At 34.4% G+C, this 18,778-nt stretch carries 20 protein-coding genes; all 20 read left to right on the top strand.

Translation table 11 applies throughout. The features are described from left to right. The 20 genes from H0Z29_03305 (at position 1) to H0Z29_03210 (ending at position 18,776) form a co-directional block, all read left to right on the top strand. The gene (locus H0Z29_03305; GenBank protein MBO8130529.1) at positions 1-1,209 is read left to right on the top strand and encodes a PAS domain-containing protein; all 1,209 of its coding nucleotides are present in this window, start codon (positions 1-3) and stop codon (positions 1,207-1,209) included. A gap of 5 nt (positions 1,210-1,214) precedes the next feature. After that, a complete protein-coding gene (locus H0Z29_03300) occupies positions 1,215-2,036 on the top strand; it encodes a GAF domain-containing protein (protein ID MBO8130528.1) in 822 nt (273 codons plus the stop codon). 222 nt (positions 2,037-2,258) lie between these two features. Next, the gene (locus tag H0Z29_03295) at positions 2,259-2,975 is read left to right on the top strand and encodes a flagellar hook-basal body complex protein (protein ID MBO8130527.1); all 717 of its coding nucleotides are present in this window, start codon (positions 2,259-2,261) and stop codon (positions 2,973-2,975) included. Between the two features lie 17 nt (positions 2,976-2,992). Further along, the gene (gene flgG / locus H0Z29_03290; protein MBO8130526.1) at positions 2,993-3,781 is read left to right on the top strand and encodes a flagellar basal-body rod protein FlgG; all 789 of its coding nucleotides are present in this window, start codon (positions 2,993-2,995) and stop codon (positions 3,779-3,781) included. A 2-nt stretch (positions 3,782-3,783) separates the two neighbouring features. Beyond that, positions 3,784-4,476 (top strand): flagellar basal body P-ring formation protein FlgA, encoded by a 693-nt coding sequence (flgA, locus tag H0Z29_03285; GenBank protein ID MBO8130525.1) that lies wholly within the window; start codon positions 3,784-3,786, stop codon positions 4,474-4,476. Then, on the top strand, positions 4,473-5,096 hold the full coding sequence (locus H0Z29_03280; protein MBO8130524.1) for a flagellar basal body L-ring protein FlgH: 624 nt from the start codon (positions 4,473-4,475) through the stop codon (positions 5,094-5,096). Before flgA ends, H0Z29_03280 begins: the two co-directional genes overlap by 4 nt. Beyond that, complete coding sequence (locus tag H0Z29_03275; GenBank protein ID MBO8130523.1) at positions 5,045-6,217, top strand: flagellar basal body P-ring protein FlgI; 1,173 nt, start codon at positions 5,045-5,047, stop codon at positions 6,215-6,217. The genes H0Z29_03280 and H0Z29_03275 overlap by 52 nt, the downstream gene beginning before the upstream one ends. 6 nt (positions 6,218-6,223) lie before the next feature. Continuing rightward, positions 6,224-6,595, top strand: a complete 372-nt coding sequence (locus tag H0Z29_03270; protein MBO8130522.1) for a hypothetical protein — start codon at positions 6,224-6,226, stop codon at positions 6,593-6,595. Then, on the top strand, positions 6,588-7,100 hold the full coding sequence (locus H0Z29_03265; GenBank protein ID MBO8130521.1) for a flagellar protein FlgN: 513 nt from the start codon (positions 6,588-6,590) through the stop codon (positions 7,098-7,100). Before H0Z29_03270 ends, H0Z29_03265 begins: the two co-directional genes overlap by 8 nt. A gap of 7 nt (positions 7,101-7,107) precedes the next feature. Continuing rightward, positions 7,108-8,466, top strand: a complete 1,359-nt coding sequence (flgK, locus tag H0Z29_03260; protein MBO8130520.1) for a flagellar hook-associated protein FlgK — start codon at positions 7,108-7,110, stop codon at positions 8,464-8,466. A gap of 30 nt (positions 8,467-8,496) precedes the next feature. Beyond that, positions 8,497-9,378 (top strand): flagellar hook-associated protein 3, encoded by an 882-nt coding sequence (locus H0Z29_03255; protein MBO8130519.1) that lies wholly within the window; start codon positions 8,497-8,499, stop codon positions 9,376-9,378. Between the two features lie 18 nt (positions 9,379-9,396). Next, positions 9,397-9,825, top strand: a complete 429-nt coding sequence (gene fliW / locus H0Z29_03250; protein MBO8130518.1) for a flagellar assembly protein FliW — start codon at positions 9,397-9,399, stop codon at positions 9,823-9,825. 36 nt (positions 9,826-9,861) lie between these two features. Then, the gene (gene csrA / locus H0Z29_03245) at positions 9,862-10,098 is read left to right on the top strand and encodes a carbon storage regulator CsrA (GenBank protein ID MBO8130517.1); all 237 of its coding nucleotides are present in this window, start codon (positions 9,862-9,864) and stop codon (positions 10,096-10,098) included. A 62-nt stretch (positions 10,099-10,160) separates the two neighbouring features. Continuing rightward, entirely contained in the window at positions 10,161-12,101 is a 1,941-nt protein-coding gene (locus H0Z29_03240; GenBank protein ID MBO8130516.1) for a glycosyltransferase, read from the top strand. Positions 12,102-12,104: 3 nt separating this feature from the next. After that, entirely contained in the window at positions 12,105-14,009 is a 1,905-nt protein-coding gene (asnB, locus tag H0Z29_03235) for an asparagine synthase (glutamine-hydrolyzing) (protein ID MBO8130515.1), read from the top strand. Then, positions 14,006-15,130, top strand: a complete 1,125-nt coding sequence (locus H0Z29_03230; protein ID MBO8130514.1) for a glycosyltransferase family 4 protein — start codon at positions 14,006-14,008, stop codon at positions 15,128-15,130. The genes asnB and H0Z29_03230 overlap by 4 nt, the downstream gene beginning before the upstream one ends. Next, positions 15,111-16,070: a glycosyltransferase gene (locus tag H0Z29_03225; GenBank protein MBO8130513.1), complete on the top strand. Its 960-nt coding sequence runs from the start codon at positions 15,111-15,113 to the stop codon at positions 16,068-16,070. The genes H0Z29_03230 and H0Z29_03225 overlap by 20 nt, the downstream gene beginning before the upstream one ends. Positions 16,071-16,088: 18 nt before the next feature. Next, positions 16,089-17,051, top strand: coding sequence for a methyltransferase domain-containing protein (locus H0Z29_03220; GenBank protein ID MBO8130512.1), 963 nt, complete (start codon positions 16,089-16,091; stop codon positions 17,049-17,051). A gap of 4 nt (positions 17,052-17,055) precedes the next feature. Further along, positions 17,056-17,991 carry a GDP-L-fucose synthase gene (locus H0Z29_03215; GenBank protein MBO8130511.1) on the top strand — a complete coding sequence of 312 codons (936 nt, stop codon included), beginning with the start codon at positions 17,056-17,058 and terminating at the stop codon, positions 17,989-17,991. A 14-nt stretch (positions 17,992-18,005) separates the two neighbouring features. Further along, complete coding sequence (locus H0Z29_03210) at positions 18,006-18,776, top strand: SDR family oxidoreductase (GenBank protein ID MBO8130510.1); 771 nt, start codon at positions 18,006-18,008, stop codon at positions 18,774-18,776. Positions 18,777-18,778 lie beyond the last annotated feature (2 nt).

Genomic DNA, 18,778 nt, shown 5'->3' with positions numbered 1-18,778 from the left:
ATGAGAAGCAAAATAAAAGATTATGAGACAACAGTATTAATTCTTGAAAGTATATCCGATGGTGTATTTATACTAAATAAAGAGGGTAAGATTGAATACGCCAATCGTTCAGTGCTTAATATGTTGGAAGTGAAATTTGATGAAATAAGGGGAAAGATTATTGATGAATTTATAATGGATGCAGATGAAGGTGAATTTGAAGAACAGGAAGATTTTTTTGAAAATAAAAAACGTTTGACACTTATAGATAAGCTTAGTAGCGGAATTTTTACGAATATCGAGTGTTATCTGGTTAATGGTCAAAAGGTTAACAATGTGCTAATCTCATTTAGTCCAATTAAGAATAGCGATGGTGAAGTTGATTATATTATAATGGTTATAAGAGATATTACTGAGTTTAAGGCAATGGAAAAGGAATTAAGACGGAATCAGGTTATCGCAGTCAGTAGAGATAGGTTAAGGGCACTTGGTGAATTAACTGTTGGCTTGATACATCAAATTAGTCATCCGATAAATGCGATGAATCTGAGATTGGAGCTACTAAAAAATAAACTGAAGGAGAAAGGGAAGTTACCAAAGGATAAATTGCTGTCCTTTATAGATGATTTTGAAAGAATGATTGGTAAAATGACTGGTATTGTTAATAGTATGAGGTTGTTTGCACAGCAGACTGAAGGAAATATTCTTGAGCTTGTAAGTATACAGGATGTAGTTGATAACTTGGTTAAAATATTCTCTTATGAACTAAGGAATCTTGGTATTGAATTAAAGGTGGAGCATAGAGATAGTTTACCTTTTATACTGGCAAATCCTTTATTGATTGAGCAGGTTTTGATTAATCTCATTTCTAATGCTCGAGATGCTTTTATCTATAATCCAAAGAGACGTGATGAAATTAAGTATATAAAAATTATGACGAGAGTTAACCCGGGGAAGTGGATTGAGATATATGTTGAGGATAATGCTGGAGGTATTGATAAAAGCATAATAAATAAAATATGGGAACCTTTCTTTACAACCAAAGAGGTGGATAAAAATACAGGCATTGGGCTGACTATGTGTAAAAATATAATAAATTCCATGGGAGGGGATATAAAGGTAGGAGTAAGAGAAGGAGAAGGAACTACATTTAAGGTTATTCTACCACTCGAGCAAAGAAGTGAGTCGAGCCAATTAAGAAATTTAATTGAAATATTGCATAAAGGATGAGTTTGATGGGTAAAGTTGGATATTCTCTTTTTCATGATATTAGCAATTTAATGTTGGAAGATGTTAGCTGGGATAAACTTTTCGAATCTATTTTTAATATTATGGAAAATACTATTTCTTTTACAGCATGTACACTTTTCTTGTACGATGCAAAAGAGGATAGAATTGTCCCTAAGTATAAAAGGGGAAATGTAATAGTAGATCTTGTAAGCGATTTCGATTTTGGAAAGGGGAAAGGGATAGCTGGATGGACTTCTGTAAATCAAAGACCAATTATACTACCATCTCTGGAAAGGACAAGAGCCTGTCAGGATAATGGATTTTCTTCTTTCCTGTCGATTCCACTTCGAATAGAAAATAAATTGATAGGGGTATTAAACCTTGCTCATGAAAGACCCGAGGTTTATAAACTTGAGTACAGAAAAGACTATGAAACCCTTGGTAATTATGTGGCAGTACTAATTGAAAAAGTTCAGATGAAAAGTAAACTTGAAAAACAAAACAGGATTTTAAAGAAAACTCTGCGAAGACTTAAAGATTTGCAGGCTGAACTTGTTGAGAAGGAAAAACTTGCAGCTATCGGGGAAATTGTTGTTACAATTAACCATGAGATTAATAATCCTCTTACATCTATTATTAATATCGCTGAAATACTTGAATATTCCTTACCTGCTCTAAGTATTGAAAAGATACGCGAAAGTATAAGAGCAATTCTAGAACAATCAAAAAGAATAAGGAAAGTGACCTACAAATTGAGTCAGCTTCGAGAGCTCAAAGATCAAAAGTATTTTGGCGATATTAAAATGATAAAGTTACCTGAGGAATAACAGGTAAAAAATTCACGGAAATTCTTTCCCATCTTTGTTAAAATATTCCTAACCTCAAATCTTTATTGTTTTTATATCAATATATGCTTGTAATTAGAATTCATAAATCATTGATTAACAATATAATATAAATGTTTTAATCTTAAATAGAAATTTTTCCTAATGAAAAAACATTGGCAGTGTTATTGCAAAAATTATAAATGGTAAATGTGATGAGTTGAGATGGATATAAAGTTTGATGAATTAAAAGATGCATTAAAATCTCAGGAAATTAAGCTTGATATAATATCTAATAATCTAAGTAATGTTGGAACAACGGGTTATAAGGGAAATCTTGTTTTTGTTGAGTTGATGGAAATTGAGGGAAAGCAATTATCGAATGTGAAGGTAAAGTTGAATTTTAAGGAAGGTGCTATTGAGAGAACTGATAACCCACTTGATTTTGCAATAAACGGTAGAGGATTATTTGCAGTACAAACCGAGAGTGGTGAGGAAAAATACACAAGGAATGGACATTTCACCGTCGATAGTGATGGATTTCTAAAAACATCCGACGGTTATTTCGTGCTTGGTAAAGGTGGTCCAATAAATGTAACAATAGATGGTGTAAAACCGGGGAAAGTTGAAGTTTCACAATCGGGAGAGATATATGTAGATGGTGATTATATTGATGATTTTCTGATTGTAGATATAGATGATTATGGCTTATTAGAAAGAGAAGCAAATGGCTATTATGTAGCTAATAATGTTGATGTGGTAGAGCTTGAGAACCCTATAGTAACACAAGGGGCTCTTGAAAGCTCAAACGTAAATCCAATCAAGGAAATGATCAATTTAATAACGGTCCAAAGATATTTTGAGTCAACGCAAAAAGCTTTGAAATCGGTGGATGACCAGCTTAAAAAAGCAGCCAATAATATTGGTAAATATAAAACATAACTTGGAGGGGACGTAAAATGTTAAGGTCTTTAAGAACAGCGGCTTTAGGCATGTCTGCTCAACAATTGCATATAGATGTAATATCTAATAACCTGGCAAATGTTAACACAAATGGGTATAAAAAGGTTAAGATGGAATTTCAGGATTTACTGTACGAAACGTTGACTCTTGGTAGTGGGGAGAAAAGTAATGGTTATGAAAAACCAGCTGAAATTCAGGTAGGTCTTGGAAATAGACCTGTTTCCACCTATAGAGCATTTTCTCAAGGGGAGATAGAACAGACTGGTAATCCTCTTGATATAGCGATAAATGGAAGAGGGTTTTTTCAGGTTCAGAGACCAGATGGTACTATCGCTTATACAAGAGATGGATCATTCCGCATTAACGCAAATGGGAATATTGTTAACAATTCTGGATACCTCCTGTACCCTGAAATAGTTATTCCTGAAAATGCCTCTAGTATAAAAATTGATAAAAATGGTGTTATTTATGTTCTATATGAAGACCAAACCGAACCGGAGGAGATAGGTCAGATAGAACTTGCTATGTTTATGAATCCTGCGGGGTTGAAGCCGATAGGTGAAAACCTCTTCGAGGAAACTGATGCTTCAGGTGTTCCTGTCTTTGGATTACCTGGAGAAGAAGGCTTTGGCGAGGTTGAGCAAGGGTATCTTGAAAAATCAAATGTGGATGTTGTGCAGGAAATGATTGATTTGATAGTAGCTCAAAGAGCATATGAAATAAACTCAAGAGCGGTAAGAACAGCCGATGAGATTTTAAGAATGACCAATGCTTTAGTTAGGTAATTATGCGAGTTAAACTATCGATTTTGTTTATTTTAACCTCTTTCGTTTTAGCTTCAGAATATAATGAACTTTGTGACAAGCTTCTGGAAAAATTTTCCCATGTCTATGGGATTAGTAAAGGCGATATCGAACTGCAAATATATAATTCTAATTATAAAAATAAATTTTATAATGACAAAGGATATGAGGTTCGACTGAATGGAATGTACAATAGGTTGGGGTTAACAACAGTTTGGCTTTTATATAAAGATTCAAAGGGCATTATTAAAGAGAAGATTCCTATAACCTTGAGAGTATCTGCCTTCTTTGATGTTTTAATTGCTAAAGAGAATATCTCGCCAGGGGAAACTATAGATAATGAAAAGATTGAAATTAGGAGATTAAAAATTGAACGTGGGAATCTTGACTTTTTTAGATTAAAGGACCTTCCAGAAATAAGTGGTATGGTAGCAAAAAGATTTATAAGAAAAGGGGAGATTATAAGAGATCATATGATAAAGGAAAAACCATTTGTATCAAGGGGAAGCAGGGTAAAGGTCAAATTGGAGTCAAAAAACTTTGATGTTATGACTGAAGGTGTATTAAAGGAAGATGGATATTTGAATCGCCGAGTAAGGGTAGCATGTGAACCAGCTGGGAAAATTTTGACCGGCGTTTTAAAGGAAAAAGAACTTGTAGTAGTGGAGTTGCAATGAAAAATAAAATTATATTATTTAAAATTACATTGTCACTCCTTTTATTGTTATCTTTTACAAACTCACAGAGTTTTAATAGCTCAAGATCAATATTTTCAGATTTAAAGGGATGCGATGTTGGGGATGCTGTTACAGTATTGATTGTAGAAAGTGCGAATGCTACTCGTGAATCAAAGATATCTTCTTCATCCTCATCCAATATAGGAGCTGAAGGTTCGGTAAAAGGAAATCTGACAGATTTTTTACCGCTTTTTGGTGCTTCCAGTAAAGTTTCAAATAGTCATAGCGGAAGTGAGGGCACAGAGCAAAAAGAAAGACTAACAGGGAAGATAACTGCTTTTGTAGTAGAGCGAACAGAAAATGGTCTATTAAGAATTAAGGGGGAAAAGCTGGTAGAGGTAAATGGTGAGAGAAATCTTATGAAGATAGAGGGATATGTGAGACCTCGTGATATAATGGAAAATAATACCGTTTACTCATATAATGTTGCCGATGTTAAAATCATATACAGAAAAGCTGGAATAAAAAACAAGCTTTTTAAGCCGGGGACATTTCAAAGGTTAACAACATGGGCGATTGGAATAGGATTAATAGCATTAAGTATTATGGGGCTGGATTGAGAGTTTTATTTGTTTTGTTAATTATTGTATCGAACGTACTTTCGCAGGTTCGTATCAAAGATATTACACGGGTAGAAAATGCGAAGCAGGAGATTCTAATCGGATATGGTCTTGTTGTGGGTCTTGATGGTACGGGCGACAGACCGGCTTCTCGTAGGGGAGCTATATTTACAGTACAGAGTATCAGTAACATGCTCGAACGGTTTGGAATAAATGTACCTAAGGAACAGCTGAGAACGAGAAATGTTGCCGCTGTCATGGTGACGGCGAAGACTCCAGCCTTTGGAAGGGTTGGATCACGATTTGATGTTGTGGTTTCCTCTCTTGGTGATGCTAAAAGTCTAGAAGGTGGCACTTTACTTTTGACCCCTTTGATGGGGCCCGATGGAATGTATTATGGAGTAGCCCAGGGTCCGGTATCAATTGGTGGCTATAATATCGAAACAACGGCTGGAGAAAAAGTTCGTAAAAATCATGCTCTTGTGGGGAGAGTACCGAATGGAGGTATACTTGAAAAAGCTCCAGAGGGCCAAGATTTTGACCTTTCAGTACCGCTAAGACTTATTCTTAATAATCCCGATTTTATTACAGCTACAAGGATTGCCGATGCAATAAACAAACTTTATAATCGAGAAAGTGGGGTAACGCTTGCAAAGGCAATAAATGCCAATGTTGTTGAGGTCAAGTATCCAGATTTTGTTAAAAATGTTGAAGATGGTGTGACCTTTATAGCAAGTATTGAAACGCTGACAGTAAGACCTGATGTTGAAGCAAGGGTTGTAATAAACGAGAGGACAGGTACTATTGTAGCCGGTGGAAATGTTAAACTGAGCGAAGTGTTGGTATCACATGGTTCCTTAACTATTCATGTGAGGAGAAGGCCAGTCATTTCGCAGCCATCTGCTCCTTTTAGTTCTGCTGGACAGACTGTTGTTACTTATATTACAGAAACTACAATACAGGAAACAGAAGCGAAAACTGCCGTAGTAAGAGAAACGACTACAGTGGCTGATCTTGCCCAAGCATTAAACGAACTTGGTTTGAAGCCAAGGGATATAATAGCCATTTTTCAGGCTATTAAAGAGGCTGGTGCATTAAATGCAAGATTAATAATCATGTGATAGGATATGAAAGTTCAGAATAAGTTTGCAGAACAGAATATTGAAATTCAAAAAAGAATAGAAGATTTAAAGTTAAAAAAAGCAAGTAAAGAGTTTGAAGGTTTATTTCTCTCATATGTTATAAAGGCTATGGAAAAAACTCTGCCGGAAGGAGGTATTGTTGGAGATAAAAATAATCTCGTAAGCATGCTTTTCAGCAGTATGATGGGAAAGGCAATAGCAGAAAATGGGGGAGTGGGTTTATCTAAGGTTATATATAGAGCTCTGAAAAAGAAGGGTGAGGTTGAAAATATGGAAATGATAAAAACAGAAAGTTACTTAGATGGTCTTGATCTGATTAGAAGTAAGATAAGATTGCTGGAGAACGATGATGAATAGTTCGAAAATTAAAGTGTTTACTGAACTAATTAAGATTCTGGATCAAGAGATAGGTGAATATGAGAAGCTCACAAGTATTCTTGAGGAGAAGCAGAATGCAATAATTAAAAGCGATATTGATACATTAAGAAGTGTTGTTGCTGACGAGCAGGCTGAGATAAAAAAGATAAGTGGCTTAATCAAAGAAAGAGAAACAACCTGTAGAAAGGCGTTGAAAGACTTTGCTCATAAAAAAGAAATTAAGATGAGTGATATAATAGAATTCTCACCGACTGAGGTAAAAGATAAACTTATTAAGATTAGACAAGTGCTTTTATCAAATCTTGAAAGAATTTCCAGACTAAACAGGGAAAATGAGTATTTATTGAATTTTTCTATCGATTTTACAAGGAATATGGTCAATCTGTTGCTCGATTTAGATAATGAAACCGAGAAAATATATGATTCAAAGGGGGTGAAGGTCGCCCCAACAAAATGCAATAAAATGCTTGACTTTCAGATATGAGGTAACTATGGCTATATCTGAAATTTTAAATATATCAAAAAAAGCAATTTTTAACTATCGTTCAGCTATTAATGTGACAGCTAAAAATATTGCAAATATTAATACTGAAGGATACAAGCGTAGAAGGGTTGAACTTTCCAGTATTAGTGAGTCAATAGGTGGCTTTAATCAACTCGGTGGCGAATTGATTAGCGAGAATATAGTTAGAATTAGGAATGCTTTCGTAGAAAATCAGGTTAATTATGAAAAGCAGAATCTTGCTAAGTACAAAATGGATGAGTCTCTTTTTGGACAGATAGAAGATATATTTTCGGAGCCGACTGATGCAGGTTTATCTAAAGTATTGCAGGATTTCTGGGAATCATGGAACTCTCTGGCTCTTGAACCTGAAAGTATAGCAGCACGAAATATTGTAAAAGATAAAGGGGTAATATTAACTAATACCATTCAGCGATATTACAATAATCTGGTTGAATTACAGCGAAATACCAAAGATGAAATTGTTAATAAGGTCGAAAGAGTAAATAATATCTTGTCTCAACTTGCAGAGCTTAATAAGAAGATAGTATCAAGAAGAACAAGCGATCTCCTTGACCAAAGAGATAAATTGCTAAGCGAATTGTCAGATTATCTCAATGTTAAAATAAAGGAAGAGAAAAATGCTTCTCTTACTATCTTAGCGGGTAATCAGATAGTATTATCAGGAGACCTTGCCTCTGAGATAACTGTTGATTTGACAATGGAGAATAATGTTTACAAAGCAGAGCTTTATACAGACGGAACCACAAGGCTGGCAAATATTGATTCAGGTGAAATAGGAAGCATGATGAATATTATTAATAATGAAATACCAAATATGATAAGTACACTTGATAATATTGCAATCTCAATTTCTCTTTATGTAAATATGTTACATTCCCGTGGTTATACCCTCGACGGAAAGACAGGTGTCTATTTTTTTAAAACCGATGTACAGGGAGCGTCTAATTTTGATCTAAATCCAGAAATAGTCAGGGATCCATCACTAGTAGTAGCAAGCTCAAAACCTGATGAACCTGGAAATAACGAGGTTGCAGTAGCGATACACGATCTCCAATTCCGAGATATCATATCTGATACTACAATTGAGGATTACTATAATTCTTTTATAAGCAATGTAGGTGCAAAGGCACAGGAGGCGGAATTCTTGAGAAGCAGTCAGGAAAAAGTAGTTACGAACCTTCAGAACACTCTTGATTCCATATCAGGGGTGTCTCTTGATGAGGAAATGACGAATATGATAGAATTCCAGCACGCCTATGAGGCATCTGCAAAGATGATTAAAACTGTTGATGAGATGATAGTAACTATTTTGAATATGGTATAATGTTTAAACAAAAAAAGAGGTGGGGAACCAATGAGGGTAACACAATCTGTGATAACAAGGACGTTGCTTCAAACATTAAGTCATAGTAAAGAAAGCCTGCATAAAAAGCAGGTAATGTTATCTACGGGTAAAGCTATAGAGAAACCTTCTTCAGATCCAGTAAATTATTCAAAGGCAGAAAATTTTAAAAGAAAAATTGAGAGAAATAATAGCTTCCTTCAGAATGTTGAGGATGCTTTAGGATGGGTTGATAATACTAATTCTATTCTTGATAATATTTACAGTAATGTTATTCGTCTTAAAGGAATTGCTATACAGGGTGCAGATAAGTCACTTAACGATCTTGAAAGAAAGACGCTTTCTGAACAGGTTGAAGCCATAATAGATAATGTTGTCTCAGCTGCAAATAGTACCTATCTAGGAAAGTATGTATTTGCAGGGACATCTACGAAAGGGGAGAAACCATTTACATACGATGGTAATCAGGTTATCTATAATGGAAATGAAGGTAAAATTTACCGCAGAGTTGCCGATAATTATTCGATAGTTCTAAATGTTACTGGTAGTCAATTTGCTTCAACCGGGATTTTTGAAACAATGATCAACTTAAGAGATGCTCTCGCTGCCGATGATCAGCCAACAGTTGCATCATTGATTGAAAATATAGATGAAGTTGGGGAGAAGATTATGAATCTGAACGCAGGTGTTGGCTCTGTTAGAAAGCAGCTGGAACTTGTAAAAAGCAGGCTTGAGATGGCAAATGTAAATTTATCATCATATCTATCTCAGGCAGAAGATGTTGATATGGCTGAAGCAATTACAAGCTATAATGTCGAAGAGACAGCCTATAAAGCTGCATTGAGGGTAACTGCTAATGCAATTCAATTGACACTCTTCAGCTTCTTGCAGTAAAAAGATAAGGGATGTGGAATGAAGGTAAATGTACCTGATTTTTTAAAAAAGCTGGATGTTGAAAAAATTGAAGAGTATGATTTCAAATATGGGTTACCAGGATTCGAGTGGATAAGAGCTTTTATGATAGCAGATATAAGTAATAATCCTCTTTTTTCTGTCCTTTTTGCAAAAGATGATCCAAACATATCTATGGTCTTAATGAAATATTTGCCCGATGAAAAAACAAAGAGTTTTTTTGATACAATAAAAAGAGAAACGAAAATCTTTTTCAATAATAATAATTGTGATATAGATATCTATTTTGTTGCAAAAATTGATAAAGAGAATAAAAAATTTGTGGCTAATTACGAAGCTCCCGTTGTTATAGATCGTAATTCCAAAACAGGCTATCAAATTTTCATTGAAAAACTAAATAACAAAGAAATATATGAAAGAGAAAGATGAGTAATATGATCTTTCGTATTCTCCAGGGAGGGAGAGATGCTGGTTCTTACAAGGAAGTGTGATGAAGTTATCCGAATCGGAAATAACATAAAAATAAAAATTATAGAAGTTAGTGGAAATTATGTAAAAATTGGAATAGAAGCTCCGCGTGAAATCCCTATTTATAGAGAAGAAGTTTATCAGAGGATATTACGGGAGAATAGATCAAGCATAATTACCGTAAGTCTGGATAATATGGAAATCAGCGATATGCTTTCCGATAACGGTAAGTAATTATTTACTTAAAAATTGTGACTTATTACCTCTTCAGTAAATGGGACTGAGGAGGCGAAGCTATGGAGGGGGTTTTGAATTATTTTTTTAAGAATGGCAAAGGATTGAAAAATGCAGTGAAAACAAATGGATCTGACATAGAAATTCTGAATAAGGCGGAATATTTCCTGAAAAAAAAGGATTTTGAATCGGCGCTTGAGATTCTCGAACCTTTATATCGATTAAAAGGGGATGACGTACATTTGAATCTCCTTCTTGGTGAAATACACCTTGAGATTGCTCAACCGAGAGAATCCTTTAATTATTTTTCAAGAGCTATTCAATTAGACCCTGAGAATCCGCAGAGCCTGTATGGGATTGGTAGAGTATATTTTCTGAAAGGAGCTTTTGATAAATCAGCTGAATATATTAGAAAATCCATAAATAGAGGACTAAAAAAAGCTGAGGTATACAATGATCTTGGCATTGTATATAATCAACTTGGTGATAGTAAGCAGGCAGAGGAGAGTTTTATAGAAGCTTTAAATATAAATCCGAATTTTACTCATGCTGTTGTGAATTTATCCGCTTTATATATTGAGACGGATAGATATGAGGAAGCAATTTATTTGATAAATAAATATTCAAAAAATGGTTTATCAAATGATGATGTAATTTTTAACAAAGGTATTGCCTATGAACTACTTGGTAACTATGATGAAGCAATAGCTGAATATGATAAAATACTTTCAAAGTATAAAAACAATATTAAGGTGTTGTATCACAAGGGATATTGCTATTTAAATAAGGGTGAAGTTATTAAGGCGCGGGAAATATTTCATAAATGTTCCAGGCTGGATCCGTATAATGAAAACATCCAGACAATGATGGCATTGACCTATGCAATTGAGGGTAAGATTACTCAAGCCATTGACGTATGGAAGGAATTTGTTCCTATTTTAAAGGATGTTCAGAAAAAAGATGTAAAAATAATCCCTGCCAAGATAAGCCCAATTAAAATCGTTGAGTCTCTAGATTATGCTGATAAGAAGAAAGATAGAAAAATAGAAATATCTGTGGTAATTCCTGTTTTAAATGAAGAGGGTTCTCTTTTGTTATTATACAATAAGCTGAAAAATGTTCTTGGCGGGTTGGGCAAGAATTATGAAATCATTTTTATTGATGATGGCAGTACAGACAATTCTTTAAAGATAATGGATGAGATAGCTCAAAAAGATAGCAGTGTTGCAATTATTAAATTCAGAAAAAATTATGGGCAAACTGCAGCTTTTGCTGCAGGCTTTAAATATGCAACAGGTGATGTAATAATTACAATGGACGCTGACCTGCAGAATGATCCTGAGGATATTCCAAAGCTTCTAGAAAAGTTAAGCGAGGGCTATGATCTTGTAAGTGGATGGAGAAAAGACAGGAAAGATAATGCTATTACAAGAAAAATTCCTTCCTGGATAGCAAATAGAATAATAAATAAGCTCATTGAGGGGACGAAAGTAAAAATACATGACTTTGGGTGCTCATTAAAGGCGTACAAGAAAGGTATACTCAAGAATTTAAAACTTTATGGTGAAATGCACAGATTTATACCCGCATATGCCGCGTGGCTCGGGATAAAGATAGCAGAAATACCCGTAAAACATCATCCGCGACAATTTGGGCAGACTAAATATGGTTTGAACAGAGTTGGGACTGTTTTACTTGATCTGATAACTCTCAGATTTTACACTGGATTCAGGTCAAGACCATTACAGTTTTTCGGTAAAATAGCTTTTGCAGTATGGTTTATTTCGACTGTATTTTCAATATTGCTTTTTATTTCAAAATTTATTTTTGAATGGGGGGTAGATTTTCAAACATTTCTTATGATGATAATGTTCTCGATACTAGGAGGAATGCAGTTTATAATTGTCGGATTAATCGGAGAAATCGTTATGAGAGGTTTTTTGGAAGCACAGGATAAAGCAGACTATGTTGTTGAAAATGTCATAACATATGGCAAAAAATAAAGTATGTGTGGGATTGTTGGATTTTTCTATAAAAATAATAGAAATCCCGAAAAAGACTTAATACAGACTATGGTGGATACATTAATTCATCGTGGCCCTGATGCTAAAGGTGTGTATCTGGATGATAAGGTTGCTCTTGGTCATAGACGCTTATCCATTATAGATTTATCCACTGCATCTAACCAGCCGATATGTAATGAAGATAAAAGCATATGGGTTATTTTTAATGGTGAAATTTACAATTTCAGAGAATTAAGAAAGAAATTAGAAGCAAAGGGACATATATTTAACTCGAGAGGAGATGCTGAGGTAATAGTTCATTCATATGAGGAGTGTGGTACAGATGTATTTGGCAAGCTTGATGGGATGTATGCCATCGGTATTTATGATAAAAATAGAAGAAAATTAATCCTGGCAAGAGATAGGTTCGGGAAAAAGCCTCTATATTATACGACACAGGGTGATATTTTCGCATTTGCCAGTGAGATAAAGGCTTTAAAAAAGCATCCAGAATTGTTATTTGAATATGATATTACATCTATTGCAAAATATTTTGTTTATGATTATATACCTGGAGAGAGAACAATTTACAAAAGAATTTTTAAGATCAATCCAGGAAGTTTCCTGGAAATTGATATATCAAATGAAGGTTTTAAGATTAAACAAAGAAGATATTGGTGCTTGAGTTTTACACCAAAAATTGATATTCCAATTTACGAGGCTAAAAGAAAGTTAAAAGGACTAATCTTAAATGCGGTCGAAAAGAGACTTATAAGTGATGTACCGCTTGGTGTGTTTTTATCCGGCGGAATAGATTCCAGCACGGTATTATGGGCTATTGTCGAAATAAAGGGAGCAAAAAATGTTGATGCTTTTTCCATCGGCTTTAGAGAAAAATCTTATGATGAATCATTTTATGCAAAAAAAGTAGCAGAGTACTTTGGAGTAAACTTTAATTTAAAAATTTTAGAAATAGAGGATTTAATTGATCTATTTGATAAAGTGATAGATATGCTTGATGAGCCATTCGCTGACTATTCAATATTTCCGACTTATCTATTGTCTAGATTTGCGAGTGAGCATATAACGGTTGCTTTAAGCGGAGATGGGGGTGATGAGTTTTTTTCAGGTTATGATACTTTTATAGCTTTAAAACTTTCGCAATTGGTGGATTTTTTACCGCACTTATTTATTGGAGTATTTAGAACTGTAGGGAAAATTTTTCCAGTTAGTGAAAATAATATGAGTTTTGGATTTCGATTGCGACGTTTTTTTGAGGGTTTTTCAGCTGAGATAGGTAGAAATTATCCTTTAAGAAACCAGGTATGGCTAGGCTCTTTTAATTATAAAAATATACCAATAAAAGACGGTTATAGGGATTTAAAATTCCTATATGATGATATATTGAGTTTGAATAGCAATTGCATTGATCTTGTTGATAGAGTGATTAATTCATATATGAAAACATATCTTGTTGACGATATTTTATACAAGATTGATCAGGCGAGTATGTTTAATTCATTAGAGGTAAGATGTCCTTTTCTTGATAAGGATTTAGTAGAATTCCTGGCAAAATTGCCATCGGATTATAAATTGAAGGGGATAAAAACTAAATACATATTAAAAGAGACAATGAAGGGGGTATTACCTGAATTTGTTATTAATAGAGCAAAGAAGGGTTTCGGAATACCAGTGGCAGGATGGGTTAGAAGGGAATTGAAAGACAGATTAGAAAAAATAATAGATATTTATAAAAATACCATGGGTGATATTTTGAATATGGATTATATAAACAGAATAATATTAGAGCATACTAATGGTAAATGTGATTATAGAAAAGAAATGTGGAGTTTGTTGATACTCGGAGAAATTATAAGGAAAAATTTTTTTGCTGAACAAATTTTATGAAAGTATTAGTTATTAATTATGAGTTTCCACCGATTGGTGGGGGAGCGGGAAAGGTTACAGAAAGGTTAGCTGAAAAATTGGTCAAAAAAGGTTTTAAAATAACAGTGTTAACGTCAGGATATAAAAATTTATCTGGTATGTCTATTAATAGAGGAATAAAGATTTTACGTCTAAAAACTTTAAGAAGTAACATTGGGTATTCCAGTACGTTAGAAAAAATTTCGTTTATCATTTCAGCGTTATTCATAATTAATACTCTTGTTAATATGGAAAAACCAAACCTTATTCATGCTCATTTTGCTATTCCCTCTGGTATAGTTGCATATTATATTAAAAGAAGATACTCCATACCGTACATAATCACTTCACACGGTGGAGATATTCCTGGATTTTCACCGGAAGCCACTGTTTACTTTAGGCTGTTCAATTGGTTTTTTAAAAAGGTCTGGAGAAGTGCAGATGCTATCATTGCCTTGAATGATGAGTTGGCAAATAAGGTCAGAAGGATTTATAAACCTGGGAAGGTTGAAGTCATACCTAATGGAATTGATATAGTCTATAAAAAATGTGAAAACCGAAAAGATACGTACTTTAGAATTTTATATGTTGGCAGATATAGTAAGCAGAAAAATTTAGGGTTTCTAATTAGCGCATTGAAAGATTTAAAAGAAAGTAATTGGGAATTATTTTTGATAGGAGATGGTCCCGAAAGGGGTGAATTAGAGAAATTGATAAGGTTAAATCATATGAACGATAGAGTACATTTGCTGCCATGGATGAGTAGAGATGAGCTATCTAAATTTTATTGTATGTCTGATATTTTTTGCATTGCATCGATAAATGAAGGTATACCCGTTGCTGGATTGGAGGCAATGGCAAACGGTCTTGCAATTGTTGCGAGTAATAATGGTGGGAATAGGCAGATTGTAGAAGATGGAGTAAATGGATTTCTGTTTGAGCTGGGAGATAAACAGGATTTAATAAATAAATTAGGTATATTGATGAATGATAAATTAAAACTTAGAAAAATGCAGAAGGAAAGTATGAAAAGAGCGATGAAGTTTGATTGGGAAAAGATTGCTGAGCAGTATAGTGAAATTTATGAAAAATATAGTTCATAACTTTTTTGGAAATATTGAAAATAGGACTCTGCTTTTGATCAATCTCTGGCCTGGTTCTCCAATGCATTATACAAAACAGCTGGCAAATAAGTTGGCTATGAGAAATGAAGTCACTTTAATTCTTTCCAGAAATTGCGATAAAAGATATATAGACAAATCTGTAGAGATTATATTGGCAGATTTAGAAGTACCATTTAGATATCAGAGGATTATGGACTACATAAGACTTTTGAATATTTTCTATTATTTTAAAGTTTTAAAACTAGTTTCATCAAAAAGTTATGATTTTCTAATAATAATTTTTTTTCATCCTTTTGTTATGAGCTTATTGAATACTAAAAATAAAATTTTTATATATCACGATCCATTTGGACATCTTGGTGAGAAAAATGTTTTTCTTCATATAATGCAAAGGCTTTTTTCTTATCATTGTGATTATGTAGTTGTTCATGATGAGCATCTAATACCGCAGGGTATCCCTTTGCATGAGCAGAAGAAATATAAAATCTCAAACCATGGGACTTTTGATTTCTTAAAAGAAATTGGTGATAGAGAGATAAAACCTGAAAGGGAAATTCTTTTCATCGGAAGGTTTGTGAAGTATAAAGGAGTAGAGTATTTAATAAGAGCTTTTGCAGAAATTCAGAACGAATTCTCAGATTGGAAGCTTGTTATAAAGGGATCGGGAAAACCCTATTTTAAAAAGGAATTAAAAAAAATAAATCCAGATCAACTTGTTTTTGAGAATAAGTATCTATCGGATGAGGAGCTGGTAAATTCCGTTAGGAGAGCGAGTATTATTGCCCTACCTTATGTAGATGGAAGTCATTCTGGTGTGTATGAACTGGCGAGGACTTTTGGGAAGAGGGTGGTGGGAAAAGATATTAATTTTGGAGAATTTTGCAGTAAATTAAAAAATGCATTATGTGATTATTTTTAACAGAATAAGGGAGATGGAATGAAGATATTTACAAAGATTGCACACTTTTTAAGAGGCATTTTTCATTTGAATAGCATTGAGAATAAAATAGATAATATTGAAAAACAATTGGAACAAATTAGTAATAGATTGGATGAAAAGTTAAGACAGATTAATGGTAAATTGGATGATCAGTTAGGACGGATTCATGCTGAATTGGATGAAATAAATGCTTATCATGTATTGTTAAATGAAAAATTTAATCTATATATTAAACTTATAAATAAAACTAATAATATATTACCTCAGAATAGAGTTCATTTGATTACTGAATATCCATTTGCATTTTATAGTGATGATTATAAATATCCGCGTGGGGCTAAAAATGATAATACTCATTGTCTAAGATTTGTTAAAAAATGTGAAGAAATTTTTGGTAGGAAAATAAGTTATCTTGATTTGGGATGTGCTGGAGGGGGCTTGGTTTTTGATTTTTTGGCCAGAGATCACTTTGCGGTAGGACTTGAAGGAAGTGATTATCCGTCAAAAAATCTAAGTGGAGAATGGAGTGTAATTGATGATTATTTATTTAATTGTGATATAACCAAAGAATTTAAAATAACGGATGCAAAAACGGGGCAGATTTATAGATTTGATGTTATAGGGTTCTGGGAGGTGTTTGAGCACATACCTGAGGAATTTCTGCCACAGTTGATGACAAATATAAAAAATCATTTAAAGAAGGATGGTTTGTTGACTGCTTCCATAGCTGTGTTTCGGGATGAGGACAAGGAGCTGGGTGCGGTTTATCATGTTAATGTGAAGGATAGGGAGTGGTGGGAGAAATTTTTCAAGAGCAGTGGTTTTGAGCTTGTGGATGGTCTTTTTGAAGTAGAGGATTTTCCTCGTGGTTCTGGAAATAGGAGAAGAGTCAGTGACTGGTCAGCTATTGAGAACCCCGAAATGGGGTTTCATATAGTAGCAAAGCTTAAAAAGGGGTAGAGTGATGAACTATTTAGGGGGTAAAAAAATTTTAATAACGGGGGCAACCGGTTTTGTCGGCAAGAATCTTGTTAGGGAATTGTTCAATAGAGGACAGGATTTATTGACACCTACTAGGAAGGATTACGACCTGATGGTGCAGGAAGAGGTTAGGAGGATGTTCAGGGAGTTAAAGCCTGAAGTTGTTTTTCATCTTGCTGGCATGGTTGGTGGTATTCTTGCAAATAAAGAGAGCCCCGCGGAGTTCTTTTATAATAATATTTTGTTAAATACCATGGTTATACATGAAGCTTATCTATCCGGTGTTGAGAAGCTCATTACTTTGATTGGAGGTTGTAGTTATCCTGCGAATGCCCCGAGCCCAATTTCAGAGGATGAGCTATTCAATGGATATCCTCAACCTGAGAGTGCTCCGTATTCGCTGGCAAAAGCCATGTCTGTAGTGCAGGCTCAGGCTTACAGAAAGCAGTATGGATTTAATGCAATTGTACTTGTGCCTGGGAACTTGTATGGACCTTATGATAATTTCGAGCTCGAGAGCTCGCATGTTATTCCTGCACTAATAAGAAAATTCCATGAAGCTAAAGTGAATGGGAAAAAGAAAGTGACTGTTTGGGGGACAGGAAAGCCAATACGTGATTTTATTTATATTGAGGATGCGTGTAAAGTTATTGTACGCGCTGCGGAAATATACAATGAGCCTGATATTATAAATGTGTCGTCAGGGGAAGGGATTTCAATTGCTGAACTGGTTAATCTTGTAGCTGAAGTCGTGGGTTTTGACGGGGAGATAGTGTGGGACCGGTCAAAGCCAGATGGGCAGATGATTAAGATTTTTGATGTGAAAAAAATGAAAGCAAAACTTGGAGAATTTGATTTTGTATCACTTAAGGAGGGGCTCAAGAAAACTTATCAGTGGTATCTGGAGAATTTGGATTAGCTGTTGGAAAAATGATGAAAGTTGCTGTTATAGGTGCTAAAGGATTTGTTGGTTCTGCTTTCACGAGGTTGCTAAGGGGGAAAGAAGGATACGATCTGTTTGAAATAACCCGGGATAACTATGAGAAATATAAAGGGTATTATGATATTGTAGTTTATGCCGCGAGTAACTCAAGGAAGTATATTGCTGATGAGAACCCTCTGGAGGATTTTGAGATGTCTGTTCTGAACAGAATGAAGGCTATACTTGATTACAGAGCTGGTTTGCAGATACATATATCAAGCGTGGATGTTTATGAAGAGCTGGATGACCCTGAGAAAACAACGGAAGAGCATCATATTGATGTGTCCAGGAATTCGAACTATGGGTTTCATAAGTATGTTGAGGAGCAGTTTATTCAGCATTACTCGAAAAAGTGGCTTATTTTCAGGCTTGCAGGGATGGTTGGCCCGGGATTAAAGAAGAATCCTGTGTATGATATTTTGAACGATAGACCCATAAGGATTCATCCTGAGTCTCGTTATCAGTATATAGATACTGATTCTGTTGCGAGAATAGTGTGGGAAATATTTGAGAAAGGGTTTGTGAATGAAATCTATAATGTCTGTGGTGATGGATTAATTTCCCCTGTCGAGATTGCTAGACTTGCAGGTAAAGCTGTAAATCTTGAAATGGTTTCTACGGATATGAAACCAAGGATTGTTGATGTGTGCATAGAGAAAATAAAGAGTGTTTGCGAAGTCCCAATGACATATGATGTTGTAAAGGAATTTGTTTTGGGGTAAAA

Source organism: Candidatus Neomarinimicrobiota bacterium, from assembly GCA_017656425.1.
Taxonomy (GTDB): domain Bacteria; phylum Fidelibacterota; class UBA2242; order UBA2242; family B5-G15; genus JACDNV01.
Note: the sequence above shows the minus strand (reverse complement) of the source record. Positions and strands in the feature narration are given on the sequence as shown.

Coding starts and splice junctions, on each gene's coding strand:
- H0Z29_03210 (MBO8130510.1), top strand. CDS start 18,006: ATGAAAGTTGCTGTTATAGGTGCTAAAGGATTTGTTGGTTCTGCTTTC.
- flgA (MBO8130525.1), top strand. CDS start 3,784: ATGCGAGTTAAACTATCGATTTTGTTTATTTTAACCTCTTTCGTTTTA.
- H0Z29_03275 (MBO8130523.1), top strand. CDS start 5,045: ATGGGCGATTGGAATAGGATTAATAGCATTAAGTATTATGGGGCTGGA.
- csrA (MBO8130517.1), top strand. CDS start 9,862: ATGCTGGTTCTTACAAGGAAGTGTGATGAAGTTATCCGAATCGGAAAT.
- fliW (MBO8130518.1), top strand. CDS start 9,397: ATGAAGGTAAATGTACCTGATTTTTTAAAAAAGCTGGATGTTGAAAAA.
- H0Z29_03295 (MBO8130527.1), top strand. CDS start 2,259: ATGGATATAAAGTTTGATGAATTAAAAGATGCATTAAAATCTCAGGAA.
- H0Z29_03215 (MBO8130511.1), top strand. CDS start 17,056: ATGAACTATTTAGGGGGTAAAAAAATTTTAATAACGGGGGCAACCGGT.
- H0Z29_03270 (MBO8130522.1), top strand. CDS start 6,224: ATGAAAGTTCAGAATAAGTTTGCAGAACAGAATATTGAAATTCAAAAA.
- flgG (MBO8130526.1), top strand. CDS start 2,993: ATGTTAAGGTCTTTAAGAACAGCGGCTTTAGGCATGTCTGCTCAACAA.
- H0Z29_03225 (MBO8130513.1), top strand. CDS start 15,111: ATGAAAAATATAGTTCATAACTTTTTTGGAAATATTGAAAATAGGACT.
- asnB (MBO8130515.1), top strand. CDS start 12,105: ATGTGTGGGATTGTTGGATTTTTCTATAAAAATAATAGAAATCCCGAA.
- H0Z29_03255 (MBO8130519.1), top strand. CDS start 8,497: ATGAGGGTAACACAATCTGTGATAACAAGGACGTTGCTTCAAACATTA.
- flgK (MBO8130520.1), top strand. CDS start 7,108: ATGGCTATATCTGAAATTTTAAATATATCAAAAAAAGCAATTTTTAAC.
- H0Z29_03230 (MBO8130514.1), top strand. CDS start 14,006: ATGAAAGTATTAGTTATTAATTATGAGTTTCCACCGATTGGTGGGGGA.
- H0Z29_03300 (MBO8130528.1), top strand. CDS start 1,215: ATGGGTAAAGTTGGATATTCTCTTTTTCATGATATTAGCAATTTAATG.
- H0Z29_03240 (MBO8130516.1), top strand. CDS start 10,161: ATGGAGGGGGTTTTGAATTATTTTTTTAAGAATGGCAAAGGATTGAAA.
- H0Z29_03280 (MBO8130524.1), top strand. CDS start 4,473: ATGAAAAATAAAATTATATTATTTAAAATTACATTGTCACTCCTTTTA.
- H0Z29_03220 (MBO8130512.1), top strand. CDS start 16,089: ATGAAGATATTTACAAAGATTGCACACTTTTTAAGAGGCATTTTTCAT.
- H0Z29_03265 (MBO8130521.1), top strand. CDS start 6,588: ATGAATAGTTCGAAAATTAAAGTGTTTACTGAACTAATTAAGATTCTG.
- H0Z29_03305 (MBO8130529.1), top strand. CDS start 1: ATGAGAAGCAAAATAAAAGATTATGAGACAACAGTATTAATTCTTGAA.